The organism is Pseudomonas sp. CFBP 13710 (genome assembly GCF_014842235.1).
Classification (GTDB): Bacteria; Pseudomonadota; Gammaproteobacteria; order Pseudomonadales; family Pseudomonadaceae; genus Aquipseudomonas; species Aquipseudomonas baltica.
The window spans coordinates 296,102-316,185 of record NZ_JACYVJ010000004.1; the positions used below are offsets into that span (position 1 = coordinate 296,102).

A 20,084-nucleotide genomic window follows, 5' to 3' on the forward strand; every position below is an offset into this window, starting at 1 on the left:
GGGTCTCGCGCATTTTCTGCACAGCACCTCGCGTACAAGCACAGCATCCGTTCACAGGGTGCATCCGTGCCTTTCAGGTTCGCTCCGACATTCCCGTGATGGATGCCGTCTGGAGAGCCTGTGATGAATACAAAAGCAAAAAACACCGTGCATTTGAGCGAATCGGCCCAGGTCGATTCGGGCTCCGTGCAGCCCTTCACCCGTTCGCGCAAGATCTACGTCCAGGGCTCGCGTGCGGACATCCGCGTGCCGATGCGCGAGATCAGCCTGGATGTCACGCCCACCGACTTCTCGACCGGCAGCGGCGCAGGTGAAATCAACCCGCCGGTGACCGTCTACGACACGTCTGGCCCGTACACCGACCCCAGCGTCGTCATCGACGTGCGCAAGGGCCTGGCCGACGTGCGCTCGGCGTGGATCGACGACCGCGGCGACACCGAGCGCCTGGCCGGCCTGAGCTCGAGCTTCGGCCAGCAACGCCTGAGCGACGACGAACTGACCAAACTGCGCTTCGCCCATGTGCGCAACCCGCGCCGGGCCAAGGCCGGCGCCAACGTCAGCCAGATGCACTATGCCCGCCAGGGCATCATTACCGCCGAAATGGAATACGTCGCCATCCGCGAGAACATGAAGCTGGCCGAGGCGCGCGCTGCCGGCCTGCTCAAGGACCAGCACAAGGGCCACAGCTTCGGCGCCAGCATTCCAAAGGAGATCACCGCCGAATTCGTCCGCGACGAGATCGCCCGCGGCCGCGCCATCATCCCGGCCAACATCAACCACACCGAACTCGAGCCGATGATCATCGGCCGCAACTTCCTGGTGAAGATCAACGGCAACATCGGCAACAGCGCGCTGGGTTCCTCCATCGAGGAAGAAGTGGCCAAGCTCACCTGGGGCATTCGCTGGGGCTCGGACACGGTGATGGACCTGTCCACCGGCAAGCACATCCACGAAACCCGCGAGTGGATCATCCGCAACTCGCCCGTGCCGATCGGCACCGTACCCATCTATCAGGCCCTGGAAAAGGTCGGCGGCGCGGCTGAGGACCTGACCTGGGAGCTGTTCCGCGACACCCTGATCGAACAGGCCGAGCAGGGCGTCGACTACTTCACCATCCATGCCGGTGTGCTGTTGCGCTATGTGCCGCTGACCGCCAAGCGGGTCACCGGCATAGTCAGTCGCGGCGGGTCGATCATGGCCAAGTGGTGCCTGGCGCATCACAAGGAAAACTTCCTGTACACGCATTTCGATGACATCTGCGAAATCATGAAAGCCTACGATGTCAGCTTTTCCCTGGGCGACGGCCTGCGTCCGGGGTCGATCGCCGACGCCAACGACGAAGCCCAGTTCGGCGAACTGGAAACCCTTGGCGAGCTGACCAAGATCGCCTGGAAGCACGACGTGCAGTGCATGATCGAAGGTCCGGGGCATGTGCCGATGCAACTGATCAAGGAGAACATGGACAAGCAGCTGGAATGCTGCGACGAAGCGCCGTTCTACACCCTGGGCCCACTGACCACCGACATTGCGCCGGGTTACGACCACATCACCTCGGGCATCGGTGCCGCGATGATCGGCTGGTTCGGCTGCGCCATGCTCTGCTACGTGACGCCCAAGGAGCATCTTGGGTTGCCGAACAAGGATGACGTGAAGACCGGCATCATCACCTACAAGATCGCCGCCCACGCCGCCGACCTGGCCAAGGGACATCCGGGCGCGCAGATCCGCGACAACGCCTTGAGCAAGGCGCGCTTCGAGTTTCGCTGGGAAGACCAGTTCAACCTGGGGCTGGACCCGGACACCGCGCGCGCCTACCACGACGAAACCTTGCCCAAGGATTCGGCCAAGGTCGCGCATTTCTGCTCGATGTGCGGGCCGAAGTTCTGCTCGATGAAAATCACCCAGGAAGTGCGCGAGTACGCGGCCAACCAGAAGATCGAAGCCGTCGACCTGAGCGTGGAGGAGGGCATGCGCGAACAGGCGCAGCGCTTCAAGCAGGAAGGCAGCCAGCTGTACCAAAAGGTCTAGTCAGTATCTTCGGTGGTGCGGCTTTCGCGGCCGCTGACCGCTCCTACGATTCCTCCGTAGGAGCGGTCAGCGGCCGCGAACAGGCACCGCCAATGCCCCAACAACCTTCGACCCATTTCCACTCGAGCCCAGCCATTGAAAACCTCCTATTCTCCCGATACTGCGGTGTCCGCCGCCCAGCGCGTGCTGGGCGGGCGCGACCTGTTCTCCCTGTGGTTTTCCCTGGGCGTGGGCCTCATGGTGCTGCAGACCGGCGCCCTGCTGGCGCCTGGCCTGGGCCTGGCCGGCGCACTGGCGGCGATCTTCCTGGGCACCCTGGTGGGTGTTTTGCTGCTCGCCTCGGTCGGCGTCATCGGCAGCGACACCGGCCTGTCCGCCATGGCGGCCCTGCGCCTGACCCTGGGCCGTGGCGCCGGCAGCGTTCCGGCCTTGCTCAACCTGCTGCAACTGATTGGCTGGGGATCGTTCGAGATCATCGTCATGCGCGATGCCGCCAGCCTGCTGGGCACGCGCGCGTTCGGTGAGGGCAGCCTGGGCAGCAACCCCTGGCTGTGGACCGTGTTTTTCGGCGGCCTGGCGACATTGCTGGCGGTCACCGGGCCGCTGACCTTCGTGCGCAAGGTGCTGCGCAAATGGGGTATCTGGCTGCTGTTGGCGGCGTGCCTGTGGCTGACCTGGAACCTGTTCGCCAAGGCCGACCTGACGACCCTGTGGAACACCGCTGGCGACGGTTCCATGGATCTGGCCACGGGCTTCGACATCGCCATCGCCATGCCCCTGTCGTGGCTGCCGTTGATCGCCGACTATTCACGCTTCGGCAAGCGCGCCAGAAACGTGTTCGGCGGAACCGCCGTGGGTTTCTTCATCGGCAACTTCTGGTTGATGAGCCTGGGCGTCGCCTACACCCTGGCGTTCGCGCCAAGCGGCGAAGTCAATGCGCTGCTGCTGGCGTTGGCTGGGGCCGGCCTGGGCATACCGCTGCTGTTGATATTGTTGGACGAGTCGGAGAACGCCTTCGCCGATATCCATTCGGCAGCCGTATCGACCAGCTTGCTGTCGGGGCTCAAGGTCGAACACCTGGCTCTGGCCATCGGTATCATCTGCACGCTGATCGCCTGCCTGGCACCGCTGGCGCAGTACCAGAACTTCCTGCTGCTGATTGGCTCGGTGTTCGCGCCGCTGTTCGGCGTGGTGCTGATGGACCACTTCGTGCTGCGCAGGCGTTCGGCGCAGGTCGAACCGCGCGCCGTGCACTGGAGTGCGCTGCTGGCCTGGCTTGGCGGCGTATGCCTGTACCACGTGCTGGCCAATCTGTACCCGCAGATCGGCGCAACCCTGCCAGCGCTGCTGGTGGCCGGGTTGCTGTACTACCTGATCGAGCGAGTGCTCAACCGCGACCCGGGAACAGCTCGGGCTTGATCACGCCATTGAGGCGCGGGTAGGCGATCTTCACTTCCGGGTGGCCCATGGCGTAGGGGGCGATGCTGTACACATTGTACTTGAGCACCACGCCCCCATAGGTCAGGGCAATGTTCGGCGTTTGCTGGAAGGGCCACTGGCGAATGAACTCGGCGTCCTTGTCCAGTTTGCTGGCGACCAGCCAGCCACGGTGGGCTTCTTCGGCGGCCTGCCAGAACGCACGTTCCTGGCCTGGGACCAGCATGTCCTGCAGGGTCAGCTCGCGGTGTTCGCGGCGGGACCAGTTGATGAAGCCGCGCCCGGGCATGCCATGGGCGCCGCCGGTCATGGCGTAGCTGGACAGCTCGACCACAACAATGCCGTCATGCTGTTCGCGTACCTTGGCTTGCAGGTAGCTGCTGTAACGTGGCTGGGCCTCGCGCATGAACTGCTCTTCGTAAGCCTTCAGGGTCGCGGGCACGCGGGCGTCCGGGGTATTGACGGTCATCTCGCGCAAGCGTTTGTCGATGGCTGCATCCAGGCCCGGCTCGTCGGGAAAGTGCACCACGTCGATGTTCACCAGCGGGCAATCCTGATTGTCGCAGCCAGGCTTGAGGTGCTCGAAAGCCTCGCGCTTGGTGTCCAGCGGCGCCCGGTAGTTGGGCTGGAAGAGGCTGGAGCAGGCGCCCAGGGTCAGGGCGACGCAGGCCACGGAGGCGAACTTGAGAAACGACATGAGGGTCCTTGGCGGGTAATGGAATTATCGTGGTTGGACTGTCGGTCGAACCGTCGGTTCGCCAGCTGCGCAATCTTAATGCCTGCTCGCCCAACCGCCTATCCCGAGGCGCGCGGCTTCACCTCAAAGGGGCTGCAATACGGGCCCATCGCGGTTAGGATGGCCCCATGCTGCATGCACGAGTAAGAGGTTTTTCCATGCCAGATTCATCACGATCAATGCCTTCGGCGGTCGAAATCGACAAGCGCGAGCTCTGCTTCCAGGGCTTCTACAAACTGGACAAGCTGTTCCTGCGCCACGAGCTGTTCAACGGTGGCATGAGCAAGCAGATCAGCCGCGAATTGTTCGTGCGCCACGATGCCGTGTGTGTGTTGCCCTACGACGCCGCTCGCGACGAACTGGTGCTCATCGAGCAGTTCCGGGTCGGCGCGGTGGGCAAGGTCGACAACCCCTGGCTGATCGAAATGGTCGCCGGGCTGATCGACAAGGACGAGCGGCCCGAGGAAGTCGCGCACCGCGAGGCCGACGAGGAAGCGGGCCTGCAGATCGAAGCGTTGTGGCCGATCAGCAAGTACTTCCCGTCACCCGGCGGCAGCGACGAGTACGTGCACCTCTACCTGGGCCGCTGCAGCAGCGAGGGCGCTGGTGGCCTGCATGGCCTGGAAGAAGAGGGCGAGGACATTCGCGTCAAGGTCTGGGCATTCGACGATGCCCTGCAGGCCGTGCGCGATGGTCGAATCATCAACGCGGCAGCGATCATCGCCATCCAATGGCTGGCCCTGAACCGCGACGAAGTCAGGGGGCTGTGGTCGTGAGCCCGTTGCGCGAGCGCTACCGCGTCGATCTGGTCGGCCTGCAGGTCGCCTGCGAAGCCAATTACGCGCGGCTCATGCGCCTGCTGCCGGACATGCGCAGCCAGCAGTTGTCACGCCGCATCGCCATGACCCAGGCCGACCAGATGCTTGGTGTGCTGACGCTGGAGGTGCTACTTGCCTGTCCGTACACCACCACCCTGCGCGTACGCCAGGAGCACAGCCTGCCATGGCTTCCGGTGCCGCAGATGGAGGTGCAGGTGTACCACGACGCGCGCATGGCCGAAGTCGTCAGCGCCGAGCACGCCCGGCGTTTCCGCAGCGTCTATCCCTACCCCAACGCGGCCATGCACCAGCCTGACGAAAAGGCCCAGCTCAATCTGTTCCTGGGTGAGTGGCTGAGTCATTGCCTGGCCTGTGGCCACGAGTACGAAGCGGTACGCTGAACATCGGCCTGCACGAGCGCCGCAGGTCGCATTGCCCTTGTCATCCAGGCTGCGCATAATTTGCCGGTTCGCCCTTTTGCCTGGAGACGGTCTTGTCGAGCCTATCTGATCCTGCTGTCGATGCACCGGTAGTGCTCGTGCAGCTTTCCGACAGCCACCTGGTGGCCGCAGCCGACGGTGCCATGTTCGGCTTGAACACGCGACGGAGCCTGGCGCAGGTGGTCGCGCAGGTGCTCGAGGAGCAGCCGCGCATCGACCTGCTGGTCGCCACCGGTGACCTGTCCCAGGACGGCACGCTGGCGTCTTACCAGGCGTTCGCGCAGGCCACCCAAGTCATTTGCGCACCCACGCGCTGGCTGCCCGGCAACCACGACGAGCCGGCGCTCATGCGGCAAGCCGCAGAAGGCACCCAGTGGCTGGAGCCTGTGGCGGATGTGGGTGCCTGGCGGGTGACGCTGCTCGATTCGACCATCGCCGGTTCGGCAGCCGGCCATCTGGCCGACGATCAGTTGCAGTTGCTCGAGCGTGCGCTCGCTGAACCACCGCACAAGCATCATCTGGTGTGCCTGCATCACCATCCGGTTGCGATCGGCAGCCATTGGATAGAGCCCATCGGGCTGCGCAACGCCGGGGCCCTGTTCGAACTGCTCGGGCGTTTCCCGCAGGCGCGTGGTGTGCTCTGGGGGCATGTGCATCAGGAGATCGACCGGCACGCCCATGGCTTGCGCCTGCTGGCGTCGCCGTCCACGGGCATTCAGTTTCTGCCCGGCAGTGAGGATTTCGCCCTGGACAACCGCGCGCCGGGCTACCGCTGGCTGCGCCTGATGCCGGACGGGCAGATCGAGACCGGCGTGTCGCGGCTGGCGAACTTCACCTTCACCCCGGACCTGGACGCGGCGGGTTATTGAATCAGAGGCGGTAGTGCGGCCTTCGCGGCCAGAGCCCGCTCCCGCAGGGTTTCGCGCCAGGATTGCGGCTTGCCCATATACCGACGCAGCAACACCCCAACTGCACCCCCGACAAGGTAAACTGCGCGCCATCTCTATGCCCGGAGGCCCCCATGCCCGGTTCGATCCTCTACATTCACGGTCTGAACAGTTCGCCGGATTCGCAGAAAGCCCGCCAGCTGAGCGCGCTGATGCAACGCATCGGCCTGGCCGACCAGCTACGCGCGCCGGCGCTGCACCACCATCCGCGCCAGGCCATTGCCCAACTGGAAGCCGCGCTGGCGCAGCTCGACGCACCATTGCTGGTGGGAAGCTCCCTCGGCGGCTACTATGCGACGCACCTGGCAAAGCGCTTCGGCCTCAAGGCATTGTTGATCAACCCGGTGGTCAATCCGCACCACCTGTTCGATGGCTACCTGGGAATGCAGACCAACCACTATACGGGCGAACGCTGGCAGTTGACCCGCGACCACGTCACGGCCCTTGCCGAGCTGGAAGTGCCGGCGCCCACCGACCCCGAGCGGCTTCAGGTGTGGCTGCAGACCGGCGACGAAACCCTCGACTATCGCCAGGCTGCGGCCTTCTACCAAGCCTGCAGCGTACACATCGAAAACGGCGGCGACCACGGCTTCCAAGGCTTTGCGCAAAAGTTGCCAGCGCTGCTGGCATTCGCCGGCATCGACGCGGCGCGTTACCAGGCCGTCGATTTTGCCCAGCTTTGATCACTCTTTTCACGAACGACTGACGACGAGACCCCATGGCCAATCCCAGCGCTAGCTCCTATAACGCAGACGCCATCGAAGTCCTCTCGGGCCTCGACCCGGTGCGCAAGCGCCCGGGCATGTACACCGACACCAGTCGGCCCAACCACCTGGCCCAGGAAGTCATCGACAACAGTGTCGACGAAGCCCTGGCGGGCCATGCACGTTCTATCCAGGTCATCCTGCACGCCGATCACTCTCTTGAAGTGTCCGACGATGGCCGTGGCATGCCCGTGGATATCCACCCCGAGGAAGGCGTCAGCGGCGTCGAGCTGATCCTTACCAAGCTGCACGCGGGCGGCAAGTTTTCCAACAAGAACTACCAGTTTTCCGGCGGCCTGCACGGGGTGGGCATCTCGGTGGTCAACGCCTTGTCCAATCAGGTGCGGGTCAGGGTCAAGCGCGACGGCAACGAGTACCAGATGACCTTCGCCGATGGCTTCAAGGCCACCGATCTGGAAGTCATCGGCACCGTCGGCAAGCGCAACACCGGCACCAGCGTGTACTTCGCCCCGGACCCGAAATACTTCGATTCGCCGAAGTTTTCCGTCAGCCGCCTCAAGCATGTGCTCAAGGCCAAGGCGGTGTTGTGTCCCGGCCTGCTGGTCAGCTTCGAAGACAAGGGCAGCGGCGAGAAGGTCGAGTGGCATTATGAAGACGGGCTGCGTTCGTACCTGATCGATGCGGTCACCGAATTCGCTCGCCTGCCCGACGAGCCGTTCTGCGGCAGCCTGGCGGGCAACAAGGAAGCCGTGGACTGGGCACTGCTGTGGTTGCCCGAAGGCGGCGACAGCGTTCAGGAAAGCTACGTCAACCTGATCCCGACGGCTCAGGGCGGTACCCACGTCAACGGGCTGCGCCAGGGTCTGCTGGATGCAATGCGCGAGTTCTGCGAGTTCCGCAACCTGCTGCCACGCGGCTTGAAACTGGCGCCCGAAGATATCTGGGAACGCATCGCCTTCGTGCTGTCGATGAAGATGCAGGATGCGCAGTTCTCGGGCCAGACCAAGGAGCGGCTGTCCTCGCGCGAGGCGGCCGCGTTCGTCTCCGGCGTGGTCAAGGACGCCTTCAGCCTGTGGCTCAACGCCCATCCCGAATTGGGCATGCAGTTGGCCGAACTGGCGATCAGCAACGCCGGGCGTCGCCTCAAGGCGAGCAAGAAGGTCGAGCGCAAGCGCATCACCCAGGGCCCCGCATTGCCCGGCAAGCTGGCTGACTGCGCCGGCCAGGACCCAGCCCGCTCCGAGCTGTTCCTGGTCGAAGGCGACTCGGCAGGCGGCTCGGCCAAACAGGCGCGAGACAAGGAGTTCCAGGCGATCCTGCCGTTGCGCGGCAAGATCCTCAACACCTGGGAGGTGGACGGCAGCGAAGTACTCGCCAGCCAGGAAGTCCACAACATTGCCGTGGCCATCGGCGTCGATCCCGGTGCCGCCGATATCAGCCAGCTGCGCTACGGCAAGGTGTGCATCCTGGCCGACGCCGACTCCGACGGCCTGCACATCGCGACCCTGCTGTGCGCGCTGTTCGTCCAGCACTTCCGACCCTTGGTGGACGCCGGTCACGTCTACGTCGCCATGCCGCCGCTGTACCGCATCGACCTGGGCAAGGAGATCTTCTACGCCCTGGACGAGGCAGAGCGCGACGGCATTCTCGACCGCCTGGTTGCCGAAAAGAAACGCGGTAAGCCGCAGGTCACGCGCTTCAAGGGTTTGGGCGAAATGAACCCGCCGCAGCTGCGCGAAACCACCATGGACCCCAACACCCGCCGCCTGGTGCAACTGACCCTGGACGATTTCGCCGGGACCACCGAGATCATGGACATGCTGCTGGCCAAGAAACGTGCGGGCGACCGCAAGGCGTGGCTCGAGTCCAAGGGCAACCTGGCCGAGGTGCTGGCTTGATCGCAGCGCTGCTGACAGCCCTGTTCGCCCTGGCCCTGCCGACGCTGGCCGTGGCGTCGGTGCAACCACCCGTGCCCGAGCTGACCCTGGTCGGCGAGCACGTGGTGGACGGTATGCCCACCGGAAACCTGTCCGGCCTGGCGCTGTGCCGCAAGACCTTGTGGGCCGTTTCGGACCGGGAGGACGGTACGGTCTATCGGCTCGATACCTCGACTCCCAACTGGCAGGCCACGGCCGTAACCTTCAAGGCGCCGCCGGTACCGCCCAGCGGGCTGCCCGTTCGTCTGCGCATGAGCAGTTGGGCGGCGGCCTTCGTGCGTGGCGGCGACCTGGATTTCGAAGGCATCAGCTGCGATGCCCGAGGCAACCAATACCTGGTCAGTGAATCCCACGTCGCGGTGCTGCAGATTCCCGTGTCAGGCGAGCCGAAATGGTTGCCCCTGGACCCGACCCTGGTCAGTCAGGCACGTGCCAGCCACCTGCTGTTGCATTTCAATGCCCTGTTCGAAGGGCTGACCGTCAATCTGGCCGGCGACCGCCTGTGGCTGGCTGCCGAACGTCAGCAGCGCGGCCTGCTGGCCGTTCGCAAGCGGCCATTGAGCTGGAGCTGTGAGGGGCGTTGCGTATTGCTTGCCGAAGGCGGTGCGGAAGCCCTGCCGGTGCAGATTCCCCGGGCCAGGCACATGCCGCGCGATTTTGCCGATCTGGCCTGGTTCGATGGCAAGCTGTTCACGCTGGAACGCAATGCCTATCGCATCTGTCGTCGCGACGCGGACACGGCTGCCGTGGAGCGATGCTGGTCGTTCGCCGCCGAGGCGCTGTTGCCGGCTCGCCGCTATGATGCTCCCTACGGTCTGACCGAAGCGCTGAGCGTCGATGCCGAGGGGGCATGGGTGGGCACCGACAATAACCAGTGGGCCCGCGCCGATGGCGAGCGGCGTCCGGTGGTCTGGCGCTTCGCGGCCCCCGCCGGCGGCTGGAGCGCCGCGCCATGAGCCAGGCCGCACCGGGCAGGCGTGTTGGCAAGGTGTTGATGCTGCTGGCCTGGGCCGCGGCGTTGTACCTGGCCACGCAGTTCTTCGGTGACTGGGAACAGCGTCGAGAAAATCCCAATGCGGTGCCGGTTTCCCAGCACGGCGACGGCTACGTGGAAGTGCAACTGGCCGGCAATGGCCAGGGGCACTTCGTCAGCGGCGGCTTCATCAATGGGCAGCCGGTGCAATTCATGCTCGACACCGGCGCCACCGATGTGGCCATGCCCGAAGCGGTCGCGCGCAAGCTCGATCTGGCCCGCGGTGCGCCGGTGCTGCTGACCACTGCCAATGGCAAGACCCAAGGCTATCGCACCGAGATCGCCACTCTGCAGCTGGGCGATATACGCCTGAGCAATGTCCGCGCCCTGGTGGTGCCGGGCTTCGACGGCGACCAGGTGCTGCTGGGCATGAGCGCCCTGAAACAACTTGAATTCACTCAGCGCGGCGGCAACTTGCTGCTGCGCCAGACCACGAAACGATGAGGCTTGCATGAGCGATTCCCTCGATCTCAGTCTTGACGGCGTAGAACGCCGGTCCCTGGCTGACTTCACCGAACAGGCCTACCTCAACTACTCCATGTACGTGATCATGGACCGCGCCTTGCCGCATATCGGTGATGGCCTCAAGCCGGTCCAGCGACGCATCGTCTATGCCATGAGCGAGTTGGGCCTGGACGCCGACGCCAAGCACAAGAAGTCCGCACGTACCGTGGGCGATGTACTCGGCAAGTTCCACCCCCACGGCGACTCGGCCTGCTACGAGGCCATGGTCCTGATGGCCCAGCCGTTCAGCTATCGCTACACGCTGGTCGATGGCCAGGGCAACTGGGGCGCACCGGACGATCCCAAGTCGTTCGCCGCCATGCGCTACACCGAGGCGCGTCTGTCGCGCTATTCCGAGGTGCTGCTCACCGAGCTGGGCCAGGGCACGGCGGACTGGGTGCCGAACTTCGACGGTACCCTCGACGAGCCGTCGGTGCTGCCGGCACGGCTGCCCAATATCCTGCTCAACGGCACCACCGGCATTGCCGTAGGCATGGCCACCGACGTTCCACCGCACAACCTGCGCGAAGTGGCCAGCGCCTGTGTGCGCCTGCTCGACGAGCCCAAGGCGACGATCGAGCAGCTCTGCGAACACATCCAGGGCCCCGACTACCCGACCGAAGCGGAAATCATCACCCCGCGCGCCGATCTGCTGAAAATCTACCAGACCGGCCGCGGCTCGGTGCGCATGCGCGCGGTGTATCGCCTGGAAGACGGCGACGTAGTCGTCACCGCCTTGCCGCACCAAGTGTCCGGCGCCAAAGTGCTGGAACAGATCGCGGCGCAGATGCAGGCCAAGAAGCTGCCGATGGTGGCCGATCTGCGTGACGAATCCGACCACGAGCATCCGTGTCGCATCGTCATCATTCCACGCTCCAATCGCGTCGAAGTCGACGACCTGATGCAGCATCTGTTCGCCACCACCGATCTGGAGTCGACCTACCGGGTCAACGTCAACATCATCGGCCTGGACGGCCGCCCGCAGTTGAAGAACCTGCGCGCGTTGCTGGTCGAATGGCTGGAGTTCCGTGTCAACACCGTGCGCCGTCGCCTGCAGTTCCGCCTGGACAAGGTCGAACGTCGCCTGCACCTGTTGGACGGCTTGCTGATCGCCTTCCTCAACCTGGATGAAGTGATCCACATCATCCGCACCGAGGAGCATCCCAAGGCGCGCCTGATCGAACGCTTTGCCCTCACCGAGATCCAGGCCGACTACATTCTCGACACGCGCCTGCGTCAGCTCGCGCGCCTTGAGGAAATGAAGATCCGCGGCGAGCAGGAAGAACTGGCCAAGGAACGCGCCAAGCTGCAGGCGCTGCTGGGCAGCGAAAGCAAGCTGAAGAAGCTGGTGCGCGCCGAGCTGATCAAGGACGCCGAAACCTATGGCGACGAGCGTCGTTCGCCGATCGTTGCGCGCAGCGAAGCACGCGCGCTGTCGGAGAACGAGCTGATGCCGACCGAGCCGGTGACGGTAGTGCTGTCGGAAAAAGGCTGGGTGCGCTGTGGCAAAGGTCACGATATCGACGCCACGGGTCTCTCCTACAAGGCCGGTGACGGCTACAAGACCGCAGCCATCGGGCGTTCGAACCAGTTCGCGGTATTCATCGACTCGACCGGGCGCAGCTATTCGGTGGCCGCGCACACCCTGCCTTCGGCCCGTGGCCAGGGCGAGCCGCTGACCGGCCGCCTGACGCCGCCACCCGGCGCAAGCTTCGAGTGCGTGATGCTGCCCGACGACGACGCGTTGTACGTCATCGCGTCGGACGCCGGCTACGGCTTCGTGGTCAAGGGCGAAGACCTGCAGGCCAAGAACAAGGCTGGCAAGGCACTGCTCAGCCTGCCCAAAGGGGCCAAGGTGATCAACCCGCGTGCCGTACCCGATCGGGAACGGAACTGGCTGGCCGCGGTGACCACCGAGGGCCGCCTGCTGGTGTTCAAGATCAGCGACCTGCCGCAACTGGGCAAGGGCAAAGGCAACAAGATCATCGGCATTCCCGGTGATCGCGTGGCCAGTCGTGAAGAATTCGTCACTGACCTTGCGGTGGTCGCCGAAGGCTCGACGCTGGTGCTGCACGCGGGTAAACGCACGCTGTCGCTCAAACCCGATGACCTGGAGCACTACCGTGGCGAGCGTGGGCGGCGCGGCAACAAGCTGCCCCGCGGTTTCCAGCGTGTCGACGCCCTGGTCGTGGAAAACCTCTGATCGACGCCCGCGCCTGGACGGTGGCCGTGCTGCCGTTCGACGGACAAGCACTGGAGTCAGGGCGCGGATTCACGGATGATAGGCCCTTTCGCGGCGCTGCCAAGCGGCAGCGTCCAGACGACTCGGTCAAGTATTGCTGCGGTTGCCGTGTGGCAGCCGCCTGGATGAAATGATGAAACTGTTGCGCCTTCCCGTGATTTTATTGCTCAGCGGCGTGCTGGGACTGGCCGGATGCAGCACGCATCAACCGGTGGCCCTGTACCAGCTCGACAGCGGCAACCCCGGGCTGCCCAAGGAAAGTCGGGGTATGGCCGTGCTGCTGGGGCCAGTATCCGTGGCCGACTACCTGCAGCGCGAAACGCTGCTGCAGCGCCAGTCCGACGGCAGCCTGAGAGCGTCCACCGACGGTCGCTGGGCCGGCAGCCTTTCTGCCGACATCGACCAGTTGCTGTTGCGCCAGATGGCCTGGCGCCTGGACAGCCAGCGCGTGGTGTTGGCGCCTACGCCCGCCAACTTCACGCCTGACGCCCAGGTGCTGTTGTCGATCACTCGACTCGATTCAGGCAGCGGCCAGCCTGCCGTCCTGGATGCCCAGTGGCGTGTCCTCGACCGCCGTGGGCAAGTGCGTGACAACCGCATCGTCCATCTCGAGGAAAAGCATGACGGCGGCACCGCGGATCAAGTCCAGGCCCAGGGCGTACTGCTGCAGCGCCTGGCCGCGCAGCTGACTGCAGCGCTCAAGCCGTTGGCCAACCAGCCGGCGCTGGTCGAGGAGCGCAAGTCCGCGCCGGCGCAGGTGCGCCGCGAGCAAGAAAAGTCGCGGATTCCTCTGGCTACGCCCATCCGCACCGATCTGGAAGTGTTCCGCTTCTAGAACGGCGCCCACAAAAAAGCCCGCATTGCGGGCTTTTTTTATGGGCAAACGCTCAACCAATCAGCTGATTCGTGCCAGTTGGCGTTCCAGCAGGGACGGGTAGGGCTCCAGCAGACGCTCGACGCAGCAGGCCCCTTCGGGGCTGGCGATCGAGCGAATGCGCGCGCGTTGACGGATCAGCGGGTCTTCGCCGATCTCGCGCACGACCAGCAACAGGTTGCGGCTGTGCTGCGAAAGCGCCAGTGCATCCTGGGCCGATTCGGTCAGCAGCAGGTCGATGGAGTTCAAGCCGTGAACTTCGTCGCTGAGCACCAGACCCAACTGCAGTTGCAGGGTGATGCCGCTGTCGGCGACCTCGATCTGCAAGGCATGGCCCAGGGCACGCAACAGTTCGCCGCAGCAGATCGCGTTGGTCAGGTAGTCATCACCGCTGTGTTCACTGTGGAACAGCATCAGCGTGCTGCCGTCGTTGAGCATGTGCACTTCGCTCTCGTACAGCGAGGCGGCCTGTTGCAGGCAGTCGTGATAGCGCTCCAGCAGCTCGGCCAGACGCGCCTTGGGCAGGCGACGCAGTTGTTCCTGTGCACCCAGTTGCACGGCCAGCACGGCGCTGTCGGTGTGCACCCGAGCCACGGCAGTGGTCGGCTGCTTGATCACGGCCACCGGGGTTTCGCGCAGGTCGGCGAACGGGTCGTCACCGAAGTCTTCTTCGTCTTCGTCAGCCTGAATCTGGCGCATGACCGGTTTTACCGGCTTGGCTGCCACGGGCGGGAAGGGGCCCGGCTTGGCGGTTGCCGTGCGCACGGGTGGCGCTGCGTGCGGCACCTCGTCTTCGTCGGTGTCTTCGGGTTCGACCTCGGGCTCGCGCGGCTCTGGCGCCAGCTGTGCGTGCAGCTGCCGGGCCAGGTCGCCGATCTCGTCGGTGCGCTGGGTGGCCGGGGTGAACTCGTCGGGGTTGCGCAACCAGACCCGCAGTTGCAGCAGCGGCGTGGAAATGTAGCGACCCAGCCGCAGGCTCAACGCCAGTGCCAGCACCAACAGGATACCGGCCAGAACGCCCATGCTTTGCAGGCTGATGGTCAACGGCTGCTGGAACTGATTCATGTCCAGGCTGATGCGCAGTTGCCCGGCCAGCGCATCCTGGAAGTTGATCTTGGTTTCGTACAGCCCCTGGCTCTGCCCCAGCAGGCCGCTTTTGGGGCGCTGTCCGGCTTCGGCGAGAATGCGGTTGTCCGGGCTGAAGATCGCCGCGTGGGCGACCAGCGGGTTCTTCACCAGGTTGTTGAGCAGCACGTTGAGGCTGAGAATGTCGTTGGACACCAGCAACTCGGTGGCGGACGTGGCCGTTTGCGTGGTCAGGCTCTGCCCCACCGCGTCGGCTTGCTCGTGCATGGCCTGCTTGAACTGCAGACCCATGACACAGGCGTAGATCACCAGGGCAATGGCAACCAGCACGATGTTGGTGAACGCGATGCGCAAAGCCAGGGGCACTCGACGGTGGCGCACGGCTCGGAAGATCAGCAGGAAGAAGTTGTCGGTTTTGACTGGCGTAGGCCGGTTCACTGAGCGCGGCTCTTTGTCCGTGAAGTTGGCGCGCAGTATAACGAGCACCCTCCGAGCGGCAAAGCGCTGCCTGTGCCCGATGGTCACTGAAAGTGGTTAGAATGCGTTTTTTTTCATGAAACGGGGTGCCTCTTGCGCGAAATCGTCCTGATCAACATCACCGCTCAGGAGCAGTCGGGCATCGCCGATGCCTTGCGCGCCGCTCTGGCCGCCGATACCACGTTCAGCGCCGCCCAGTCCGCCACGCCGGCTGAACATGTGGTCAGCGTGATGGGGCGCCAGGTCGGTTACCCTGCCTTGCAGCAGGTTATCAGCCTGCTGAGCGAGCATGGCTTGGCGTTGGCGAGCATCGAGCGCCTGTCTGCGGCGGCGGGCGGCAACGCCTGTTTCGAGCTGGGCCTGCTCGGCACGCTGGAGCAGCCGCTGCAATTGCGCGGGCAAGTGCTTGAGCTCAGCGCCGCGCTGGGTCTGGACATCGTCTACCAGCCCGAATCCCCTCAGCGCCGACAGCCACGCCTGGCGGTGTTCGACATGGATTCGACCCTGATCGAGGCCGAGGTGATCGACGAACTGGCCAAGGCCGCTGGCATCGGCGAACGTGTTGCGGCCATCACCGAGCAGGCCATGCGCGGCGAAATCGACTTTCGCGCCAGCTTCAAGGCACGCCTGGCCCTGCTCGACGGCCTCGACGTTGCGGTCCTCGATGACATCGGCGCCCAACTGCGCCTGAGTGAAGGGGCCGAGCGCCTGTTCGCCGAACTCAACCGCATGGGCGTGAAGACGGCCATTCTGTCCGGTGGCTTCACGTATTTCGCCAGGCAGTTGCAGGAGCGCCTGGGCATCACCCATGTGTTCGCCAACGAACTGCAGGTGGTCGACGGCAAATGCACCGGCGTGGCAGTCGAGCCGATCGTCGACGCCCAGCGCAAGGCCGACCTGCTGCAGCAGCTGGCCCGTGAGCAGGGTGTGGAGTTGAGCGAGACCCTCGCCGTGGGCGATGGTGCCAACGACCTGGCCATGCTGGCGATTGCAGGTCTGGGCGTGGCGTTCCGTGCCAAGCCGCTGGTACGCCAGTCGGCGCGTCAGGCCATCAGCGTGCTGGGGCTGGACGCCGTGCTGTACCTGCTGGGCCGCCGCGACTGAACGCAGGCTGGCTCAGAGGTCTTTCCACAGCGAATCGAAGTCTTCTTCGGGCGCCGCATCGTCGGCACCGGCCGGCGCTGGTTTGGCCACTTCCAACAGGTGGTATTCGAACTGGTTGAAGCTGCCGGTGCCGGTCATGCGCTGCCCAAGGCCGGCCGGGCGTTCTTCACCTTGGGTGTTGATGATCACCTTGTTGCCTTCCAGGAACGGCATGCGTGGGGCCAGCAGGGAGGCGGGTATGTCGATGGCGCGGATCTCCGGCAGCAACAGGCCGCGGAGGAACTGGCTGTTCTGCTCGCTGACGCGCACCAGTTGCAGACCGCATGGCTGCGCGTGCGGTGCCACCAGCTCGATGCCCATCTGCGTGCCGCCACTGCGCACCTGACGGATCCAGCGCACCACCGCCACGCTCCAGCCCTGGGCCTGAGTGTCCTGAATACCGATCATTTCTCCGGCCTGCAGCTGCGGCGGGACTTCCCTTGGCCATGCCAGGCAATAGCCGCCGGGGCTGTGGTTGACGATCTGCAGAGCGTAGGTAGGGAAGTGCTGGTCATTGTTGGACGCGCTGGCGGCGCCGCTGCCTTCGCCGCTCGGCAGGTCGTACTGGATTTCTTCGTAGTCGCCGTGCCGATCGGTTTCGCTCGGCCTGCTCCAGGACTGGGTGGCGGCGCCCGGCACGAACTGCGCGCTCTGGGAAAGGGCCGGGCGCTTGAGGATCTCGCTGAAGGAACGCTCGCCGCCAATGTAGTAATGCAGCGCGCTCATGCCGATGCACACCGTCAGGTTGCCCTGACCGGGGGTGCGGGTAAAGGTGCGTTCCGCCACATCGCCCCAGGCGGCCGCCACGTGTTGCAGCAGATCGATGCTGAAATTGCTGGGAATCAGGCGCGACTGAGCACGCTGCTCGACCGGCATTTCCAGGTGCGTCTTGATCGCCTCGACCAGATCGGCGGGGTCGAGCCCGACCAGCAGTGGCAACTGGTCCTCTTCATACAGCGTCTTGTAGCGCGGCGGGCTGTCTTCGTCGGGCGCCATGGCGAACAGGCTCGAAGCCAGGGTGGCAGGCTGCACACGCACCAGCAGGCTCCAGGCCTCGAGCACTTCGGCCAGACGCAGGATCGCCTGCTGGCGCATCTGGTTGCAGCGTGAACTGCCCAGCAACAAGGCGGCGGTGTAGCTTTGCTGCACGCTCAGGGTCGTGCCATGCGCGGCCAGCGGGTCATTGATCGGAACGTTCTGCAACTGATGCGCCAGGGCCGCCTGGTACAGCTGGTGCAGTTCCAGCCAGACTCCGTCGGGCACCGGGCAGTACAGCAGGCTGGCGCGCATCACTGGCCCATTCAGGCAGTGCAGGGCGCGCTGCGCAGCGGTGGCCAGGAGCGTGGCGCGATCCTTGGAGGCGCGGTCTTTGGAGTAGGTGGCGCGCATGCGCAGCACGATCTGCTTGTAGCCGATCGCCAGGTGGTTCTGCAGGGCCTGGCACAGGTTAGCGACCTTGCGCGAGCGTTCGTCGAGAACGATAGACTGGTTGAGGAAGTGTCGTTCCAGATGCTTGCAGACGAAATACACCTCGGGCCGCAGCAGCTCGAGCAGTTGCAGGCGGTTTTCGCTGGGCGTGAGCAGCTGGTTGAGCTCGCCGAGGCCCTGGTACAGCAACCGGGCGGTTTCCCCCAGATTGGCCTTGGGCAGCTTGGCAATCCAGCGCTTGAGGTCGCGCGGGGTCGCTTCGCAGAAGGTCAGGCTCAACTGCGATGGCGTCGGTGCGCGCAACAACAGATGGGGGCGTGGCGACATCGGTCGTTTCCTGGTTCAACTCAGGTCGTCGCTCGAGGGCTTGAACGACGAGAAAAGACAGGCCATTCATTTGGCCGTATGCAAGGACTCTAACAGCATTGGATAACGGTCGCAGCCTAGATGTCGCCGAGGCTGCGCCGCGCACGCCGCAGGCGGTTCAGATTACGGTGGAAGCCGGCGCCGGCGCCACGTCGTCCGCGCTGGCCGCCAGCCCGATGCCCTGGCCCATGTTCACCGGTGACAAGTTGGCCAGATGATGGGCCCATTTGACTTGCTCCGGGCCAAACAGCATGACCACGGTCGAGCCCAGCTTGAAGCGGCCCATCTCGGCACCCTTCTCCAGATGGATCGGCGCGCGAGCGGCTTCGTCGTAGCGAAAGGTCTTGAGTTCGCGCTTGGGCGGCGTCACCAGGCCCGCCCAGACGGTTTCAATCGAAGCGACGATCATCGCGCCCACCAGCACCATGGCCATCGGCCCGCGTTCGGTGTCGAAGATGCACACCACCCGTTCGTTGCGCGCGAACAGTTCAGGCACGTTCTCGGCGGTGGTCTGGTTGACCGAGAAGATGCGCCCCGGCACATAGATCATTTCACGCAGGGTACCCGCCAGTGGCATGTGCACCCGATGGTAGTCGCGCGGTGACAGGTAGATGGTAGCGAACTTGCCACCCATGAAAGGAGCGGCGTTGTCTGGATCGCCGCCCAGCAGTTCGAGCACGCTGAAGCTGTGACCCTTGGCCTGGAAAATGCGACCGTGTTCGATGGTGCCCAGCTGGCTGACGGCGCCGTCGGCCGGCGAGAGGATTGCACCGGGGGTCGGGTCCAGCGGACGCGCATCGGGCTTCAGGGCACGGGTGAAGAAGGCGTTGAAGTTCTCGTAGGCACTCAGGTCTTCGACCTGGGCCAGCGACATGTCGACGTTGTAGCGCTCGGCGAACCAGCGGGTGAAGGCGTTCTTGAACCAGCGCGAGCGGCATTCGGCAACGCACCCGGCCAGGCGCGAGAGCAGGTGATGGGGCAGCAGATACTGGCTGATGATGAACAGGCGATCTTTCATTGAGTGTCCTTAAACTTCGGTGGGGGTGTCGGGGTGGTTGCCCCATTCGCCCCAGGAACCGGCATAGCCCTTGACGCGTGGATAGCCCAGCGCCTTGGCCACGAGATAAGTGAAGCCAGAGCGGTGATGGGTCTGGCAGTGAGTGATGATTTCCTTGTCGGCGGTGATGCCCAGGCCGTCGAGCATCTGCGCGACGTCGCTGCGGATGCGCAGCTGGCGCGCCGGATCCATGGCGGCGGTCCACTCCAGGTTGATCGCACCGGGAATGTGCCCCGCCTTGGCTGCCAGCACTTTTTCGCCCGAGTATTCCAGCGGGCCGCGGGCATCCCAGATGGCCAGGTCGCTGGCGCCCAGGCGGCTTTGCAGGTACTCGCGGGTTGCGGTGGGCTCGTCATGCAGGGTCAGCGACACCGGGCCGCCGGCGCTGGCTGGCGTGTCCTGGCTCAGCGGCAGGCCGGCGGCCTCCCAGGCCAGGATGCCGCCATCGAGGTAGTGATAGCGAGAATGGCCGATCACGTCGAGCAGCCAGATGAAGCGTCCGGCCCAGCCGCCGCCCTCGTCGTCGTAGACCACGTAGGTCGCCTGCGGGTGGTGACCCAGCTCGCCGAACAGCTGCTCCAGTGACGCCAGCCCGGGCAACAGCCCCGGTGCAGGCGGCTGACCCAATTGGGTACGCTTGGGATCGACGAAACGCGCCCCGCGGATGTGCCCGGACGCATAACGTGCGGCGCTGGTCAGGTCGACCACGATCAGGTTGGCGGCATCGAGCCGGGTGTCCAGCTCATCGGGCTCGATCACCAGGGGCAGGCCAGCGAAGTCAGGCATTCGGGTCTCCAGACGAAACG

The 20,084-nt window shown here is 64.7% G+C and carries 17 protein-coding genes; 12 read left to right on the top strand and 5 right to left on the bottom strand.

Annotated features, from left to right (window positions below):
* The first annotated feature begins 123 nt into the window (after window positions 1-123).
* Both thiC and cytX read left to right on the top strand, forming a co-directional pair.
* Window positions 124-2,028 carry a phosphomethylpyrimidine synthase ThiC gene (gene thiC / locus IFT44_RS12305; RefSeq protein WP_192175963.1) on the top strand — a complete coding sequence of 635 codons (1,905 nt, stop codon included), beginning with the start codon at window positions 124-126 and terminating at the stop codon, window positions 2,026-2,028.
* A gap of 135 nt (window positions 2,029-2,163) precedes the next feature.
* The gene (gene cytX, locus IFT44_RS12310) at window positions 2,164-3,447 is read left to right on the top strand and encodes a putative hydroxymethylpyrimidine transporter CytX (RefSeq protein ID WP_199861514.1); all 1,284 of its coding nucleotides are present in this window, start codon (window positions 2,164-2,166) and stop codon (window positions 3,445-3,447) included.
* On the opposite strand, the gene IFT44_RS12315 is transcribed toward cytX, so the two are convergent.
* On the bottom strand, window positions 3,416-4,162 hold the full coding sequence (locus IFT44_RS12315) for an RsiV family protein (protein WP_185794968.1): 747 nt from the start codon (window positions 4,160-4,162) through the stop codon (window positions 3,416-3,418). The two genes, cytX and IFT44_RS12315, sit on opposite strands and share 32 nt — an antisense overlap.
* Before the next feature lie 197 nt (window positions 4,163-4,359).
* On the opposite strand from IFT44_RS12315, the gene IFT44_RS12320 reads away from it, so the two are divergent.
* The 9 genes from IFT44_RS12320 (at window position 4,360) to IFT44_RS12360 (ending at window position 13,682) form a co-directional block, all read left to right on the top strand.
* Window positions 4,360-4,977, top strand: coding sequence for an NUDIX domain-containing protein (locus IFT44_RS12320; protein ID WP_192059036.1), 618 nt, complete (start codon window positions 4,360-4,362; stop codon window positions 4,975-4,977).
* Window positions 4,968-5,420 carry a DUF1249 domain-containing protein gene (locus tag IFT44_RS12325; protein ID WP_192175964.1) on the top strand — a complete coding sequence of 151 codons (453 nt, stop codon included), beginning with the start codon at window positions 4,968-4,970 and terminating at the stop codon, window positions 5,418-5,420. Before IFT44_RS12320 ends, IFT44_RS12325 begins: the two co-directional genes overlap by 10 nt.
* Before the next feature lie 92 nt (window positions 5,421-5,512).
* Window positions 5,513-6,328: a 3',5'-cyclic-AMP phosphodiesterase gene (gene cpdA / locus IFT44_RS12330; RefSeq protein ID WP_192175965.1), complete on the top strand. Its 816-nt coding sequence runs from the start codon at window positions 5,513-5,515 to the stop codon at window positions 6,326-6,328.
* A gap of 152 nt (window positions 6,329-6,480) precedes the next feature.
* The gene (locus IFT44_RS12335; protein ID WP_122480400.1) at window positions 6,481-7,089 is read left to right on the top strand and encodes a YqiA/YcfP family alpha/beta fold hydrolase; all 609 of its coding nucleotides are present in this window, start codon (window positions 6,481-6,483) and stop codon (window positions 7,087-7,089) included.
* Window positions 7,090-7,124: 35 nt separating this feature from the next.
* Window positions 7,125-9,029: a DNA topoisomerase IV subunit B gene (parE, locus tag IFT44_RS12340; protein ID WP_043191207.1), complete on the top strand. Its 1,905-nt coding sequence runs from the start codon at window positions 7,125-7,127 to the stop codon at window positions 9,027-9,029.
* Window positions 9,030-9,037: 8 nt separating this feature from the next.
* Complete coding sequence (locus tag IFT44_RS12345) at window positions 9,038-10,024, top strand: esterase-like activity of phytase family protein (protein ID WP_192059180.1); 987 nt, start codon at window positions 9,038-9,040, stop codon at window positions 10,022-10,024.
* Window positions 10,021-10,545, top strand: a complete 525-nt coding sequence (locus IFT44_RS12350; protein ID WP_185794971.1) for a retropepsin-like aspartic protease family protein — start codon at window positions 10,021-10,023, stop codon at window positions 10,543-10,545. Before IFT44_RS12345 ends, IFT44_RS12350 begins: the two co-directional genes overlap by 4 nt.
* A 7-nt stretch (window positions 10,546-10,552) precedes the next feature.
* Entirely contained in the window at window positions 10,553-12,808 is a 2,256-nt protein-coding gene (parC, locus tag IFT44_RS12355; protein WP_192175966.1) for a DNA topoisomerase IV subunit A, read from the top strand.
* A 169-nt stretch (window positions 12,809-12,977) separates the two neighbouring features.
* Window positions 12,978-13,682, top strand: coding sequence for a PqiC family protein (locus IFT44_RS12360; RefSeq protein WP_122480397.1), 705 nt, complete (start codon window positions 12,978-12,980; stop codon window positions 13,680-13,682).
* A gap of 60 nt (window positions 13,683-13,742) precedes the next feature.
* Here the strand turns inward: IFT44_RS12360 and IFT44_RS12365 are convergent, their stop codons facing one another.
* On the bottom strand, window positions 13,743-15,245 hold the full coding sequence (locus IFT44_RS12365) for a histidine kinase (RefSeq protein ID WP_185794973.1): 1,503 nt from the start codon (window positions 15,243-15,245) through the stop codon (window positions 13,743-13,745).
* Between the two features lie 192 nt (window positions 15,246-15,437).
* Between IFT44_RS12365 and serB the strand changes: the two genes are divergently transcribed.
* Window positions 15,438-16,388 carry a phosphoserine phosphatase SerB gene (serB, locus tag IFT44_RS12370; protein WP_240998861.1) on the top strand — a complete coding sequence of 317 codons (951 nt, stop codon included), beginning with the start codon at window positions 15,438-15,440 and terminating at the stop codon, window positions 16,386-16,388.
* Window positions 16,389-16,400: 12 nt separating this feature from the next.
* On the opposite strand, the gene IFT44_RS12375 is transcribed toward serB, so the two are convergent.
* The 3 genes from IFT44_RS12375 to IFT44_RS12385 all read right to left on the bottom strand — a co-directional run bounded on the left by IFT44_RS12375 (window position 16,401) and on the right by IFT44_RS12385 (window position 20,064).
* A complete protein-coding gene (locus tag IFT44_RS12375) occupies window positions 16,401-18,182 on the bottom strand; it encodes a molecular chaperone (RefSeq protein ID WP_192175967.1) in 1,782 nt (593 codons plus the stop codon).
* A gap of 157 nt (window positions 18,183-18,339) precedes the next feature.
* Window positions 18,340-19,239, bottom strand: a complete 900-nt coding sequence (gene asd, locus IFT44_RS12380) for an archaetidylserine decarboxylase (protein WP_122480394.1) — start codon at window positions 19,237-19,239, stop codon at window positions 18,340-18,342.
* Between the two features lie 9 nt (window positions 19,240-19,248).
* Window positions 19,249-20,064, bottom strand: a complete 816-nt coding sequence (locus tag IFT44_RS12385) for a rhodanese-like domain-containing protein (RefSeq protein WP_192175968.1) — start codon at window positions 20,062-20,064, stop codon at window positions 19,249-19,251.
* Window positions 20,065-20,084: the final 20 nt, after the last annotated feature.

Bases quoted from the DNA above. Each gene is read 5' to 3' on its own strand.
- IFT44_RS12335 (WP_122480400.1), top strand. From the start codon at position 6,481: ATGCCCGGTTCGATCCTCTACATTCACGGTCTGAACAGTTCGCCGGAT.
- thiC (WP_192175963.1), top strand. From the start codon at position 124: ATGAATACAAAAGCAAAAAACACCGTGCATTTGAGCGAATCGGCCCAG.
- IFT44_RS12315 (WP_185794968.1), bottom strand. From the start codon at position 4,162: ATGTCGTTTCTCAAGTTCGCCTCCGTGGCCTGCGTCGCCCTGACCCTG.
- parC (WP_192175966.1), top strand. From the start codon at position 10,553: ATGAGCGATTCCCTCGATCTCAGTCTTGACGGCGTAGAACGCCGGTCC.
- IFT44_RS12350 (WP_185794971.1), top strand. From the start codon at position 10,021: ATGAGCCAGGCCGCACCGGGCAGGCGTGTTGGCAAGGTGTTGATGCTG.
- IFT44_RS12320 (WP_192059036.1), top strand. From the start codon at position 4,360: ATGCCAGATTCATCACGATCAATGCCTTCGGCGGTCGAAATCGACAAG.
- IFT44_RS12375 (WP_192175967.1), bottom strand. From the start codon at position 18,182: ATGTCGCCACGCCCCCATCTGTTGTTGCGCGCACCGACGCCATCGCAG.
- parE (WP_043191207.1), top strand. From the start codon at position 7,125: ATGGCCAATCCCAGCGCTAGCTCCTATAACGCAGACGCCATCGAAGTC.
- IFT44_RS12385 (WP_192175968.1), bottom strand. From the start codon at position 20,064: ATGCCTGACTTCGCTGGCCTGCCCCTGGTGATCGAGCCCGATGAGCTG.
- IFT44_RS12360 (WP_122480397.1), top strand. From the start codon at position 12,978: ATGATGAAACTGTTGCGCCTTCCCGTGATTTTATTGCTCAGCGGCGTG.
- asd (WP_122480394.1), bottom strand. From the start codon at position 19,239: ATGAAAGATCGCCTGTTCATCATCAGCCAGTATCTGCTGCCCCATCAC.